Here is a 14,980-nt window from a genome sequence, read left to right as displayed (position 1 = left end):
CTACATTATAGGTTGGGCAGGTTGTGTGTTGTGTGTTGTGTGTTGAAAATTATAATCCATATCAGATATCCTTGTCAATCCAATTTTATGATTTATTTAAAATTTTAAGCCTAATGGCATAAAATTTATCCATTCGTATAAATATGCTATAAAAGTATAGTGATTGCAAAAAACCATGCAACTTTTTTTGATGGTTTTATTGTTAACTTTTGTAAAGATTAATGTAATATTATGTCTTAATTACGCCCTTAAAACCAATTTCGGAGAAACTTTAGGGGGATTTTTGGGCTTCAAAAACCCCTTTCCTCAAATTTTTTTGATTCTTTATTTTTTGGGTTGTTTGAGTTTCGGACGTTTGTTGTTTGGTGGCTAGTTCTATACGGTGATTACGTCCGAGTTAAGAGGGTTGGCGCCAACCCTCTTTACAATCTCCCGCGGCGACCACGCAAGTGGTCACGATGTGACTGCCTTCCGCCTTCGTTCGCTCTTAACGCACCGGCTGTGATTTGTTCCTGACAAAGCACCGCCTTGGCAAACATCCCTGTTTGCCATGCTAACCTCTCTCAGTTGTCAGCACATTGCGAATGTCGCTAAATGAGAAGCATCAAACTGATTGATAAAAATATACTTTAATTATTGGAACTAGCTGATGTTATAACTAACGTTAGCGATTTATTGGATGGATTTTGGCTTTAAAAACCCCTTTCCTCAAAATTTTTTAGTTCTTTATTTTTTAGTTGTTTGAGTTTCGGACGTTTGTAGTTTTGGGGTTGTTTCTATACGGTGATTACGTCCGAGTTAAGAGGGTTGGCGCGAACCCTCTTTACAATCTCCCGCGGCGACCACGCAAGTGGTCACGATGTGACTGCCTTCCGCCTTCGTTCGCTTTTAACGCACCGGCTGTGATTTGTTCCTGACAAAGCACCGCCTTGGCAAACATCCCTGTTTGCCATGCTAACCTCTCTCAGTTGTCAGCACGTTGCGAATGTCGCTAAATTAAATACACCAAACTTATTTGCCAAAATACACTTTAATTATTGGAACTAGCTGATGTTATAACTAACGTTAGCAATTTATTGGATGGATTTTGGCTTCAAAAACCCCGTTCCTCAAAATTTTTTAGTTCTTTATTTTTTGGATTGTTTGAGTTTCGGACGTTTTGTTGTTTTGTGGTTGTTTCTATACGGTGATTACGTCCGAGTTAAGAGGGTTGGCGCGAACCCTCTTTACAATCTCCCGCGGCGACCACGCAAGTGGTCACGATGTGACTGCCTTCCGCCTTCGTTCGCTCTTAACGCACCGGCTGTGATTTGTTCCTGACAAAACACAACCTTGGCAAACATCCCTGTTTGCCATGCTAACCTCTCTCAGTTGTCAGCACATTGCGAATGTCGCTAAATTAAATACACCAAACTTATTTGCCAAAATAAACTCTTATGTTTATAGCGAGCTAATTTTAGTTTTAAAACCAATTTCGGAGAAACTTTAGGGGATTTTAGGCTTTAAAAACCCCGTTCCTCAAATTTTTTTGGTTCGCTGAGTTTCGGACGTTTTGTTGTTTGGTGGCTAGTTCTATACGGTGAATACGTCCGAGTTAAGAGGGTTGGCGCCAACCCTCTTTACAATCTCCCGCGGCGACCACGCAAGTGGTCACTACGTGACTGCCTTCCGCCTTCGTTCGCTTTTAACGCTCCTTGCCAAACATCCCTGTTTGCCATGCTAACCTCTCTCAGTTGTCAGCACGTTGCGAAAGTCGCTAAATGAGAAGCATCAAACTGATTGATAAAAATAAACTTTTATTATTGGAACTAGCTGATGTTATAACTAGCGTTAGCGATTTATTGGCGGGATTTTAGGCTTTAAAAACCCCGTTCCACAAAATTTTGAGGAACGGGGTTTTTAATTGGCTAATGTATTCTTGGTTGTTAGCTTATTGATGGTACTAAAACTGATTCTAAATTTTATTAGCGATGATTAAAAGAAGTTTTCATAGATTAATTTGATGCTCATGATGGTTGAAACGGTAATTAACATTGGTCTTATTAATTTTCGTCCTTTAGCTATAACCATTTTTGCCCCTAATCTTGCGCCAATAAATTGGCCAACTAACATAACTAAACCAATTGACCATACCACTTCACCGCCAGCAATAAAGAAGATTAATCCTGCTAAATTAGAGGTAAAATTGAGTACTTTGGTATGAGCGGTTGCTTTAGTTAAATTGAATCCCGCCAGAGTAATATATGCGAGTGCATAGAATGATCCGGCACCGGGCCCAAAAAATCCATCATAAAAGCCAATAATCAGCGCAGGAATCAAAGCAAATTGTAAAATTGAAAGCCGACTATTACGATCACTATCTCCGATTGTTGGTGATAGTAGAAAATAAAGTCCGACGCTGATGGTTAATATTGGTAATAATAATTTTAAGAAATCCGCTTGTATATGCATGACTGATAATGTGCCAAGAGCGGAACCAATGAATGCACAAGCAATCGCCCATTTTTGCTGTTTTAAATCAACCATACGCTGGCGAATAAAATAGAAACTAGCAGAAAACGAACCGCCACAACTTTGTAATTTATTAGTAGCTAACGCACTAGCTGGTGGTAATCCTACAGCTAGTAGTGCCGGTACCGTTAATAGTCCACCGCCACCAGCAATTGAATCAATAAAGCCTGCTAACGTCGCAATTAAAAAAAGTAAAGCCAGTAATTCGTAACTCATGATTATTTTACATCACTACATTGGGCCCGATAGCGAAGATAATGATCCATTAATACGATAGCGACCATTGCTTCAGCAATAGGCACTGCTCGAATACCGACACAAGGATCATGTCTGCCATGGGTTGAAACTTCGACACTTTCGCCATTAATATTAATTGATTGTCCGGCAATTTCAATACTTGGGGTTGGTTTTAATGCTATGCTGCTAATGATAGTTTGACCCGAGCTAATTCCCCCCAAAATACCACCAGCATGATTTGATAAAAATCCTTGTGGGGTTATTTCGTCACGATTTTCACTACCACGTTTATTAACCGCAGCAAAACCATCACCAATTTCAACCCCTTTTACTGCATTAATGCTCATTAATGCATGGGCAAGATCAGCATCTAATTTATCAAAGACGGGCTCACCTAAACCTACTGGAACATTTTCAGCAACAATGCAGACTTTAGCGCCAACTGAATCGCCCTCTTTTTTGAGCTGTCTTAATAGTTGATCAAGAGCCTCTAGTTTACTTTCATCTGGACAGAAAAAAGGATTTTGATCAACTTGTTGCCAATCATTTAATTGGCACTCGATATCACCCATTTGCGCTAAATAACCACGAATGGTAATACCTAACTTTTCATGTAAATATTTTTTAGCAATAGCACCGGCCGCTACACGCATGGCAGTTTCGCGTGCCGATGAGCGACCACCCCCGCGATAATCCCGAATACCATATTTTTTTTGGTAGGTATAATCGGCGTGACTCGGTCTAAAAATATCTTTTATTTTGCTGTAATCTTGTGAACGTTGGTCGGTGTTTTCAATTAATAATCCGATACTGGTACCGGTAGTCACACCTTCAAATACCCCGGAGAGGATTTTTACTTGATCAGCTTCTCGACGTTGCGTAGTGTAACGAGATGAACCAGGACGACGGCGATCAAGATCGTGTTGCATATCGGATTCGCTTAAATTCATCCCTGGTGGCACGCCATCAACAATGCAACCTAATGCAGTACCATGTGATTCACCAAAGGTTGTGACTTTAAATAATTTACCGATTGAATTTCCTGCCATAGTTCTTATTCCAATTTTTTATTTTATAGTTAATTTATTTAAAATAGTGCTGATAAGTCTTCAAGTCAGCCTGCGTAATTGCAAATACGCCAAATCCACCATGCTCAAAACTGATCCAGTTAAAGGGTACATCTGGATATTGTTGTTGTAAAGACACCCAGCTATTACCAACTTCACAGACTAATACACCATCAGGTGTTAAATAATCACAAGCATCGTGTAAAATTCTTTTTGCTAAGTCTAATCCATCAAATCCTGCTTCGAGTGCTAATTTTGGCTCATATAAAAACTCGTCGGGAAGATCATTCATATCTTCATCATCGACATATGGAGGATTAGTCACAATTAGGTCATATTTTTTATTCTCTAATTGATTAAATAGATCGGATAAAATTGGTGTAACTTGATATTGCATATCATGCAATTCAATATTAGTTTGCGCGACATCTAACGCTTCTAATGAAATATCGGTAATATCAACTTGAGCATCAGGAAATGCATAAGCACAAGCAATACCAATACACCCACTACCGGTGCAGAGATCTAAAATATTTTTTGGTTCACTGCTAATTATATCTTTAAACTGATTATTAATCAGTTCACCAATAGGAGAACGTGGGATTAAGACTCGTTCATCAACGTAAAAACTATGACCACAAAACCACGCTTGATTAGTTAGGTAAGGTGTTGGTAAGCGATCATTAATACGTTTGTTGATGATCTCATTTAGTTGTTGTTTTTCATCATTAGTCAGATTTGCAGCATAAAATTCTGGAGGAATAAATAGTGATAAGCCGAGCGTAGCTAAGATAAGTTGTTTAGCTTCATCGATAGGGTTATCGGTGCCATGGCCTAAAAAGATGTCTGATTGACTAAGTTGCGAAGTGGTCCAGCGTATATAATCCTGAACAGTGCGTAAGTTTTCCATAGTAACTCCGAAAGATCGTGGAGAGGAAGAGATTAATCGTCACGTCAGGTCATTAAAGCTGAGGTAAATGCCAAGACCATATTAATAGATTTTGTTGGCAATGCTAAAGAACCTAATGGCTCTTTCCTTCGATGACTGAATAAATATTCATGGCGGTGAGGAAGGGATTCGAACCCTTGATACGTTGCCGTATACACACTTTCCAGGCGTGCTCCTTCAACCACTCGGACACCTCACCTTAATTTAGCCCTGCTTTTTGAAAGCAGGGTGCATACTATAATTATCTGCAAACAATTAATCAAGTGTTAATTCATGTAAACGATGGTTCCGAATACTACAAAAATAGCTAAAATAAGAACCGTTGCAACTAAAGCATATTTTAAATTAATACTCATAATACTTATTCCTTACTTTTTGTTTATAACTACTCAATTGGTTTATCTAAAGAAAGAAATCCACCTCTAACCTTACTAGCTTCAAGATTAGGATAATTTGGTATTAAATCAAGTAAGATTTCGACTGCCTCATCTAGAAATGCATCAGGCTGTTTATAACCTTTAGGTAGATCTTTTAATTTAGTAATTGGCGCTAAACCAGCACGGTTTAAACGTTCATTCATTCTTTTTAAATCACGATCATCGTTAGTTTTTTGTTCGGTTTCTCGCTCATTTTTATTTAAAGAAACCACATATTGATCATCTTTTTTATCATTAAACCGCTTAATATCCTCTTCTATATAATTAAATTCAGGATTATTAGCAATTCGAGCTTGATGCTGTGATTTTAAGTTAGCTAATAAAGGTTTAATGTTAGCAACAGTGAGATAATCAGCTGATGGGATTTTATCCCACGGCATGGCATTATCTAAGAATCGTTCTCCCATTTCATCGACATATTGGCTTTTTGTCATTTCGATATCAGGTACAACACCTTTTAACTGAGTACTGCCACCATTAATACGGTAAAATTTTTGTACCGTGTATTGTGCTCCGCCAAGTTCTGGCCATTTAGGGTGTAATCGCGCATCTACTGGATATGAAATGTTACGAGAAGTTTGTACTGTTCCTTTACCATAAGTCGTTTCACCAACAATAACTGCTCGGCCATAATCTTGCATCGCTGCTGAAAAAATTTCTGAGGCTGATGCACTATAACGATTGATCATGACAACAACTGGGCCTGTGTATTCAATACCTTTATTTTTGTCATCGTAAGTGGTGATCTTTTGTAAATTATCCCGTACTTGTACAACTGGACCACTGTCAATAAATAATCCTGTTAATTCAATAACTTCAGCTAATGAACCACCACCGTTATCTCGTAAATCAATAACTAGACCTTGTAGTTTTTCACTATTGGCTTCGAGGATTAATGATTCAACTTTTTTGGTCAAGCCAATATAAAAACTTGGTATTTCAATCACACCGATTTTTCCACGGCTATTATTGATAGTTTTTAATTTAGCTTCACGATCTTCAAAATGAATTTTATCACGAGTGATTTCGATCACTTTCGGTTTACTATTATTACCCGCTGGTAAAATTTCTAATTTTACTACGGTATTTTTAGGTCCACGGATTTTGTCAACAATATCATCTAAACGCCAACCGATGACATCTTCAATAGCAGAATTACTTTGCCCTACACCAATAATTCGGTCACCGACTGATAATAATTTACTTTTCTCAGCAGGGCCGCCAGTGACAAAAGACATAATAACAGTATAATCATCTTGTTGGCTAAGCGTTGCACCAATACCTTCAAAAGACAGACTCATTTCTGAATCAAAATCACGTTTTTTACGTGGTGCTAAATAACTGGTATGAGGATCGATTTCTCGCGCAAAAGCATTCATAAATACTTGGAAACAATCTTCATTATTAGATTGAACAATCGTTTTTAATACTCGTTGATAACGTTTAGTTAGAACTTCACGAATTTGGCTTTCATTTTTACCAGTTAAAGATAGATTTAACTCATCATATTTAACTCGTTTATCCCAATATTCATCGAGCTCTTTTTCAGAGGTTGGCCACGCCATATCTTCACGTTTGAAATTTATTTGGTCTTTAGTATTAAAGTCCATAGGACGTTGTAAGACCTCAAGCGCGTATTGATAACGATTGTAGCGTTTTTGCAAGAAAAGGTTGTAAATATCGTAAGCTGTTTTTAAATCGCCATCAATCAGTTCTTGTCCCAATTGCTCTTGGCGATCACGGAATTTATTTACATCATCTTGCAGAAAGAGGGTTTTATTACCATCTAATAATTTGAAATAACGATCGAAAATTTTAGCAGAAAAGGCACCATCTAACGAAAAGTCACGGTAATGTGACTGGGTAAAAAAGTTGGTCACACGTTTAGCAACCACTTGATGTACTTCGTCTTGCTTTAAAACAGGAATTTGTTCAGTCGCCGGCGTTTTGGCCTGAGCAGTTGTACTAATTATACATAAAATGAGACCGAATTTAACAAAACCTTTCAGTAGCTTATTCATATAAATTCTCTATCTATTAATAATATGCTCAGGTTTAACCATTAACTCCATTCCAGCACCTACTTTAACTTTGATATGTTCCTTTTCAATTGTAATGATTTGTCCTTTTATTGGTTTATTACCAACATTAACTTTAACAAAATCACCTAATTTCAAAGTACGAGGTTTTCTAGCTGGTTTTGGGGTCGCTTTGCGTTTTTGTTTCGCACGTTCTTTAGCTTGTTCTTTGCTTTCTTTCAATTGCTGTTGTGCATGTTCCATTTGTTCTTTGGTGATAACTTCAGTTGGATTACCATTTAAATCAACGCGATGAGCACCTTCTTTTATACTATATAGGTAACGCCAACCCATTGTATAAGCTCTTAATGCAACACGGAGTTTGGTTTTACTAAGTATTTCACTATTTTCAAGATGAGAAAGGATATCTTGAAAGATGCCAATTTTTAAAGGTTTGGCTTCCCCTTCAATTGTAAAACAATTCGGAAACTGTTGAGCTAAATAAATAATAATCTCTTTACTATTCGTTAATTGAAACTTATTTTCCATTGGTTATTCCATTGTAGCAACTAAAATTTTCTGACGTTAGAGTATATATCAGCTTATACAATAACACTAATTATCTTTTTTATGTTTATTAATAAAGGTAATAAAATCCTTAATGCCGTTACGCATTAGCCATGAACTAACAATTATTTGTTCTTCAGTAGATAACTGTTCAAATGCAGTCATCCAAAGTTGTAGTGGATCTATTGGCGAAACTACATAAGTCGCACTTTCTTCTTCAAGACATAAAGCTTTTTTCACATCTATCGATAAACTACTTATATGATATTCAAGTGCTTTACCACGAACACCAGATCGTTTTCGAGAAGTCCACTTTTCAGCTCTTGCTTTACGGTTAATCCCTTGCGTTGTTGAAGGCATTCCAGCAACGCTTAATAGTTCTTTGGGAGAGAACCACTCTTTCATTTTAATTACCCTATTTTTAAGAAACAAGAAAAAAATTACAGAAATTAAAGAAACTTTGTTACAATAATAAGAAACAACTTATTAATGATGTTAAAAGTTAAATTATAAACTTACTGGTTTTAATAACATGAAAGCATAACATAGATATTTAATGTTATAAACTACGAAGGAAGAAAAAATGGAAATAAAATCTAACGACTGGCACAAAGCAGATATCATTGCCGCATTAAAAAAGAAAGGGACTACACTGGCTGAATTATCTCGTAAATCAGGTTTGAGCTCATCAACATTAAGCAACGCATTAGTGAGACCTTGGACCAAAGGAGAAACTATTATAGCCAAGGCACTTAATTTGAAACCTTCACAAATTTGGCCAAGTCGTTATATGAATTCCATGACAAAACAACCAATTAAGCGAGTTTTAAGAAAAAAACGAGACGATAAAGCATAAAACAATAACTAGAGATAAACATCTTATCCACTTTTCAAAAAATGGAAACATAAAGAAACAAAAATGTTTCCATATATTCATTTTATCGTTTTATATCAATTATTAAGGTTAATTATTATTATTGAAATTTATGATTCGGTCATTTTCTACAACAGTAAAGCTATGCTATGATTAGCTATCTTTTGTTATAAATCATAAATTAATAGGCAAGAATCCATGAAAAATCTTAGTAAAATTTTGGTCGTTCTTTTTTCAATATTGGCATTAGCAGCATGTTCACAAAAAAATTATTTTGAACAAGGAGCCCCTCTAAGTCACGAAAAAGTGAATAAAATAGTAGAAGGTTCGACCACTGAAACACAGCTTTTACATATTTTTGGTGAACCAACAGCTAAAACCGTTATTAATAGCAATGAGACTAAATGGACTTATAAATATCTTAAAAAGAGTTCAACGAATAATGTTTTATTAGGTGAAACGCAATATGATATTGTCGAAGGTACTTTAGAAGTCATTGTTAACCAAGGTGTAGTTACTTGGTTTAATTATGATCAAAATAATAAACAGAAAAAATGGTAATTCTCATTACTGATTAAGTAAAGCACATCAATTGATGTGCTTTTTAGTTTATGTTCTCTAAACCACATAGAATAGTTAAACTTACTTATTCATCAAACGTCAATTTTCTTATACTCAAATTAATGCTTTTGCACAGATTGCAACCATAATCCCTATTCTGTTCTGGACAAAAATAACGATTAGGTTATACTCTTTGCCGAAATTAACCAGACAATCGCTGCTTTGTTGTAGTCCTTTGCAAAAAGGAGACAAACAGAGGGGAGGAAAGTCCGGGCTCCATAGGGCAGAGTGCCAGGTAACGCCTGGGGGGTTTTGGCGCGAGCTAAAATTCACGACTAGTGCAACAGAGAGTATACCGCCGATGGCTTAGTAATAAGATCAGGTAAGGGTGAAAGGGTGCGGTAAGAGCGCACCGCGCAACTGGTAACAGTTGTGGCACGGTAAACTCCACTCGGAGCAAGGTCAAATAGGGATTCATTGGCGCGGCCCGCGTTGAATCCGGGTAGACTGCTTGAGCTAATGCGTGAGTATTAGCCTAGAGGAATGATTGTCCACGACAGAACCCGGCTTATCGGTTAATTTCGCTCTTTTACTTTTCTGTTGTATCTTGTTTCACTTGCTTTTTATTATTCAACCAACGTTTAAATGCTAGCCAAAGTGTAAAAAGCAAACCTAATAGCAATAAAATTACCGGTATTAACATAAGTAATGACATGATTTGCTTTTCATAGGTTTTGAAAATCGGTGATAAGCCGAATAAATAACCTAATGTAACAATTAAGAAAATCCATAATGTCGCACTGATCCAGTTATAAATATGAAATTTGCGACTATGTAAACCGGATAATCCCGCCATCATCGGTAATAAAGTACGCACAAATGCAATAAATCGTCCGATAAATAAGGCTTGTAATCCGTATTTATGAAATAAAACTTCCGATTTACGATGATATTTTTCGGGTAAATGCGCCATCCAATTTTGCACAATTTTGGTATTGCCAAGCCAGCGCCCCTGCGCATAACCAAGCCATGTACCAAATGCGGCACCCGCAATTAGAATTAAGTTTATTAAACCAAAATGAAAAACATTTTGACTAATTAATACGCCAGTTAGAAACAATAAACTATCACCCGGTAAAAAGGCTGCTGGTAACACACCATTTTCTAATAAAATGATAACAAAAAGCATGCCATATAATATCCATAACACATTCGGATTTGAGAGTGTTGCAAGATCCATATGAACAAATGCTTGATAGAGTGTAATGATTGTATCCATTTAGCTTAATTTCTCATTAATGTATTATTGTTAGTGGTTAATAGTACCACCTACCGTTAAATTATTCACTTTTAAAGTCGGTTGTCCAACACCAACCGGTACACTTTGCCCGGCTTTACCACAAACGCCAACACCTGAATCTAATTCTAGATCATTCCCTACCATTGAAATTTGTTGCATAGTTTCAATACCTGAACCAATAAGTGTTGCACCTTTAACTGGCGTAGTAATTTTACCTTTTTCAATTAAATAAGCTTCTGAAGTTGAAAAAACAAATTTGCCTGAAGTTATATCAACTTGACCACCAGCAAAGTTAGGGGCATATAAACCATAATCAACACTTTGAATAATCTCATCAAAACTCGATGTTCCGGCAAGCATATAGGTATTTGTCATTCTAGGCATTGGTAAATATGCGTAACCTTCACGACGGCCATTGCCAGTCGAAGAACAATTCATTAATTTTGCATTGAGCTTATCAAACATATAACCTTTTAAAATGCCATTTTCAATTAATACCGTTTTTTGGCTAGGTGTGCCTTCATCATCAATAGAAAGTGAACCACGACGATTAGCAATAGTACCATCATCAACTATAGTACAAAGTTCTGAGGTAACTTGCTGACCAATTTTACCGGAAAATACCGAGCTATTTTTACGATTAAAGTCACCTTCTAATCCATGACCAACTGCTTCATGTAGTAATACACCGGGCCAACCTGCGCCTAACACCACCGGCATTGTGCCTGCAGGTGCTGGCTTAGCTGAAAGTAATACTAAAGCCTGTCGCACCGCTTCGCGAGTATAACTATCGATATGGCTTTCACCAGTTTTAACGTTAGTTGTTAAAAAATAGTCATAACCAAATCGGCCACCACCACCACTGCTACCTCGTTCACGTTTACCATCTTGTTCCACTAGAACAGATACCGATAAGCGAACTAATGGGCGAACATCAGCACTTAAGGTACCATCAGTAGCTGCGATTAAGATATCTTCATAACTACCAATTAAGCTTGCCGATACTTCAATTACTCTTGAATCGATCGATCGGGCTAACTTATCCACTTGCTGTAATATGGCAATCTTTTGTTCCTGAGCAAAACTGTTTATTGGATTTATCGAAGGATAGAGCGTGATATCTTGCGCCGTTTTAAAAGGTGTAACTGCTATAGGTGTTTGCTGTTTAGTAATTGAATTAGCAGCCAATACACTCTGTTCTAAGCGAGCTAATGACAATTGATCGGTATAAGCAAATCCAGTTTTTTCACCAATAATTGCTCGCACACCAACACCTTGATCACGATGGAAAGAAGCATTTTTGATTATACTATCTTCAAGTGACCAACTTTCATAATAACCGGATAGAAAATATAAATCACCAAAATCAATTTTTCTTGAACTTAACATATCAAGTAAATTAGCTATATCTTGTTGATTTAAGTTATTTGGGTGGAGTAACCTTTCACTCACTTGAGTTACTTTCATAAATTCCTTAATTTATTGATAAAAAATAAAAAATGTTTTTCTGACAATCACTTATCAATTAGGTTTTACCTATTTTTATGGTTAATACAGTTAAACTAATCACATAAGTACAACATCATACTGTTCTTGTATATACAGTGGTTCAACTTTTACTTCAACTCGTTTGCCTACAAAGACTTCAACTTCGGCTAAAGCATGAGACTCGTCATTGGTCAGTGCATTGGCTACTGCGGCAGATGCATAAACTAAGAAGTACTCAGAGCGATGAGCTTTATAAACACGGACAATCTCACGCAATATTTCATTACATACTGTCTCGACAGATTTAACAATACCTCGACCTTTACAAGATGGACATTCTTCACAAAGAATATGGCCAATACTTTCACGCGTACGTTTACGGGTCATTTCGACTAATCCTAAACCGGAGAAAGTATTAACAGATGTTCGTGCTCGATCTTTAGCTAAAAAATCTTGTAAAGATTGTAATACCCGTTCACGATGAATATCTTCTTGCATATCGATAAAATCGATAATAATAATGCCACCTAAATTACGTAATCTTAATTGGCGGGCAATGGCAATCGTTGCTTCAATATTGGTGTTGAAAATGGTTTCTTCTAAATTACGATGGCCGACAAATGCACCGGTATTAATATCAATGGTAGTCATGGCTTCGGTTTGATCAATAATCAAATAACCACCAGATTTTAATTTAACTTTTCTATCTAGCGCTCTTTGAATTTCATTTTCAATATCATACAGATCGAAAATTGGAATATTGCCACGATAATGGGTTAGTTTGCTAGTTACTTCAGGCATAAATTCCTGAGTAAACTCAACTAACAAGTCATAAGTTAATTTTGAGTCAACTAATATACGTTCGATTGGATCACCAACAAAATCTCGTAATACTCGTTGCGATAAAGCTAGCTCTCCATATACTAAATTTTTACTAACCGGACGAGCCATTCTTTCTTGAATTTTTGTCCATAGTCGTTTTAAAAAATTAGCATCTTGTTCAAGCTCATGGGCATTTGCCCCTTCTGCAGCTGTTCTTACAATAAAACCGCCTTCATCAGAGACATACTGCTCAACGATTTTTTTCAGCCTTTCTCGCTCTTCTTCAGATTCAATTCGTTGTGATGTAGCAACATGGGTCGAATTTGGCCCCGGCATTAAAACTAAATACCGTGAAGGTAATGTAATGTCAGTGGTCAACCTAGCTCCTTTAGTTCCTAAAGGATCTTTAACCACCTGAACCATTAAGTCTTGACCTTGGCGAACCAGTTCAGAAATATCTTTAACTTGAAATTGTTCTTGATCACTATCAGAGACACATTCAGTATGTGGCATAATATCTGAAGCATGCAAAAAAGCAGCTTTTTCAAGACCAATATCTACAAAAGCGGCCTGCATACCAGGTAAGATACGAATCACTTTTCCTTTATAAATATTGCCAACAATTCCTCGGCGCGATTCACGATCAACATGGATCTCTTGTAAAATACCGTCTTCAATATAAGCAACACGAGTCTCTGAAGGCGTCACATTCATTAATAATTCAACAGACATAATGATTCCTTTTTAATTGATAGCAAAGTTCCGTCTTATTATTCGTAAAAATAGATAAATCACTATCCATAATACCCCATCAACACAACTAGATATTAAAATTAAAGGCGAAATCGTTATGGTGTGATAAATAGTAACCTGAAATAAAAATATTAAAAAATTGTAACAAAGCGATACAACAAAGATAACAATTGCTTGCTGCCAGAGCGCTAAATTACGAATCAACTGAAATTTAAACAGCAGCAAGTAAGCTATACAGGAAAAAATAAACGCATGAATACCAAGAATAGATCCGGAAAATAGATCCAAGACTATGCCTAATATAAAGGCCATCCCCATTCCAATACGATGAGGAAGCGCTATTAACCAATACGCCATGATTAACATTAATAAATGCGGTTTAAGCATATTATAATCAGCTGACCATGGAACAATCTGTAAACATAAGCCTATCAACAGTGTTAACCAAATAATCAAAATACTAAATCGACTATTCCCCCTCATGTTTTACTCCTTGTTCGCCCCATAGTAATAATAAATAGCGTAAACGTTTTAAATCCGCTGTAGGTGTAGCAGAAATAATTGGGGTTGAATCACTAATATCAAGTTTGACTGAGCTTACCACAGCCACTGGATAGCCTTCAGGGAAGCGACCATCAAGTCCAGAAGTAACTAAAACATCACCAACTTTGATATCAACATTATTAGGTAAAAAATCAAGGGTTAAATCATTACTACATCCATTACCAACTGCTACCATAGAAATATCATTTCTTAGTACTTGCACAGGAATTGCATGTTGATAATCACAAACTAATATCGCACGGCTGGTTGATTGCGCCGTTTGATAAATTTGTCCAACAATTCCTTTCTCATCTACGACTGGTTGACCAACATAAACACCATTATTTGCACCTTTATTGATCACAACTTGGTAAACATAAGGATCAGTATCAGCTAATAAAACTTGAGCAGCCATTTTGTGTTCATCATGTCTTAATGGAGAACCTAATAATCCTCTTAGGCGATCATTTTCATGTTTCAAATGTTCAAGTAGTAGTAGATCACTTTTCTGTTGCATTAACGTTTCTTGCAATTTGCTATTTTCATTAACTAACGCTTCTTGTGTTTTTGACATTTCATAAAGAGAGTCAAATGATGATTTTGGTGCGTTTGAAACATTATAGAGTGGTGAAATTATGGTATCTAAGTAATAACGAATCTCTTTAAAAGGACGATAATTAATATCTAATACCATTAGCGTCAGAGCAAGTGTTAGCGCAATAAATAGTTGTACACTCAGAGGCGAACGTTTAGAAAAAAGTAATTTCATTGTTCAGTATTTACCTGTTATATACTAAGTAGTTAACTATTCTAATATATGACTCCGCCGACAATGTCGGCGGATAAAATGAAA

Annotated in this window: 14 protein-coding genes, 1 tRNA gene and 1 other RNA gene; 3 read left to right on the top strand and 13 right to left on the bottom strand. The window is 36.4% G+C overall.

The genetic code is table 11. From position 1 onward, the window contains the following. Positions 1-1,974: 1,974 nt before the first annotated feature. From B6C84_RS07825 to B6C84_RS07795, 8 genes are all read right to left on the bottom strand, one after another. A complete protein-coding gene (locus tag B6C84_RS07825) occupies positions 1,975-2,727 on the bottom strand; it encodes a TSUP family transporter (protein WP_065614515.1) in 753 nt (250 codons plus the stop codon). A 2-nt stretch (positions 2,728-2,729) separates the two neighbouring features. Beyond that, entirely contained in the window at positions 2,730-3,797 is a 1,068-nt protein-coding gene (gene aroC / locus B6C84_RS07820) for a chorismate synthase (protein ID WP_086320097.1), read from the bottom strand. Between the two features lie 34 nt (positions 3,798-3,831). Continuing rightward, complete coding sequence (prmB, locus tag B6C84_RS07815) at positions 3,832-4,725, bottom strand: 50S ribosomal protein L3 N(5)-glutamine methyltransferase (RefSeq protein ID WP_086354364.1); 894 nt, start codon at positions 4,723-4,725, stop codon at positions 3,832-3,834. A gap of 150 nt (positions 4,726-4,875) precedes the next feature. Then, positions 4,876-4,963, bottom strand: a tRNA-Ser gene (locus tag B6C84_RS07810). Positions 4,964-5,030: 67 nt separating this feature from the next. Continuing rightward, positions 5,031-5,120: a cytochrome bd-I oxidase subunit CydH gene (gene cydH, locus B6C84_RS11820; RefSeq protein WP_108720900.1), complete on the bottom strand. Its 90-nt coding sequence runs from the start codon at positions 5,118-5,120 to the stop codon at positions 5,031-5,033. 29 nt (positions 5,121-5,149) lie between these two features. Further along, entirely contained in the window at positions 5,150-7,222 is a 2,073-nt protein-coding gene (gene prc, locus B6C84_RS07805) for a carboxy terminal-processing peptidase (protein WP_086354363.1), read from the bottom strand. Between the two features lie 9 nt (positions 7,223-7,231). Next, entirely contained in the window at positions 7,232-7,768 is a 537-nt protein-coding gene (proQ, locus tag B6C84_RS07800) for an RNA chaperone ProQ (protein WP_065578570.1), read from the bottom strand. A gap of 66 nt (positions 7,769-7,834) precedes the next feature. Beyond that, the gene (locus tag B6C84_RS07795; RefSeq protein ID WP_086354362.1) at positions 7,835-8,191 is read right to left on the bottom strand and encodes a DNA-binding protein; all 357 of its coding nucleotides are present in this window, start codon (positions 8,189-8,191) and stop codon (positions 7,835-7,837) included. 178 nt (positions 8,192-8,369) lie between these two features. Between B6C84_RS07795 and B6C84_RS07790 the strand changes: the two genes are divergently transcribed. The 3 genes from B6C84_RS07790 (at position 8,370) to rnpB (ending at position 9,808) form a co-directional block, all read left to right on the top strand. Beyond that, positions 8,370-8,642 (top strand): helix-turn-helix domain-containing protein, encoded by a 273-nt coding sequence (locus B6C84_RS07790; RefSeq protein WP_065614510.1) that lies wholly within the window; start codon positions 8,370-8,372, stop codon positions 8,640-8,642. 216 nt (positions 8,643-8,858) lie between these two features. Next, positions 8,859-9,221 (top strand): hypothetical protein, encoded by a 363-nt coding sequence (locus B6C84_RS07785; protein WP_065578567.1) that lies wholly within the window; start codon positions 8,859-8,861, stop codon positions 9,219-9,221. Positions 9,222-9,419: 198 nt separating this feature from the next. Continuing rightward, an RNA gene (gene rnpB, locus B6C84_RS07780) (RNase P RNA component class A) lies at positions 9,420-9,808 on the top strand. Positions 9,809-9,810: 2 nt separating this feature from the next. Here rnpB and B6C84_RS07775 read toward each other — a convergent pair. From B6C84_RS07775 to mreC, 5 genes are all read right to left on the bottom strand, one after another. Further along, positions 9,811-10,500: a DedA family protein gene (locus B6C84_RS07775; RefSeq protein WP_086320101.1), complete on the bottom strand. Its 690-nt coding sequence runs from the start codon at positions 10,498-10,500 to the stop codon at positions 9,811-9,813. 30 nt (positions 10,501-10,530) lie between these two features. Continuing rightward, on the bottom strand, positions 10,531-11,988 hold the full coding sequence (gene tldD, locus B6C84_RS07770) for a metalloprotease TldD (protein ID WP_086354361.1): 1,458 nt from the start codon (positions 11,986-11,988) through the stop codon (positions 10,531-10,533). Between the two features lie 99 nt (positions 11,989-12,087). After that, on the bottom strand, positions 12,088-13,563 hold the full coding sequence (gene rng / locus B6C84_RS07765; RefSeq protein ID WP_065578564.1) for a ribonuclease G: 1,476 nt from the start codon (positions 13,561-13,563) through the stop codon (positions 12,088-12,090). A gap of 12 nt (positions 13,564-13,575) precedes the next feature. Then, a complete protein-coding gene (gene mreD, locus B6C84_RS07760; protein WP_065614507.1) occupies positions 13,576-14,067 on the bottom strand; it encodes a rod shape-determining protein MreD in 492 nt (163 codons plus the stop codon). After that, complete coding sequence (mreC, locus tag B6C84_RS07755; RefSeq protein ID WP_065614506.1) at positions 14,054-14,896, bottom strand: rod shape-determining protein MreC; 843 nt, start codon at positions 14,894-14,896, stop codon at positions 14,054-14,056. The genes mreD and mreC overlap by 14 nt, the downstream gene beginning before the upstream one ends. Positions 14,897-14,980 lie beyond the last annotated feature (84 nt).

The sequence above is a fragment of the Gilliamella apis genome (assembly GCF_002142155.1).
Classification (GTDB): Bacteria; Pseudomonadota; Gammaproteobacteria; order Enterobacterales; family Orbaceae; genus Gilliamella; species Gilliamella apis.
This window is presented reverse-complemented; position numbering and strand designations above follow the sequence as displayed.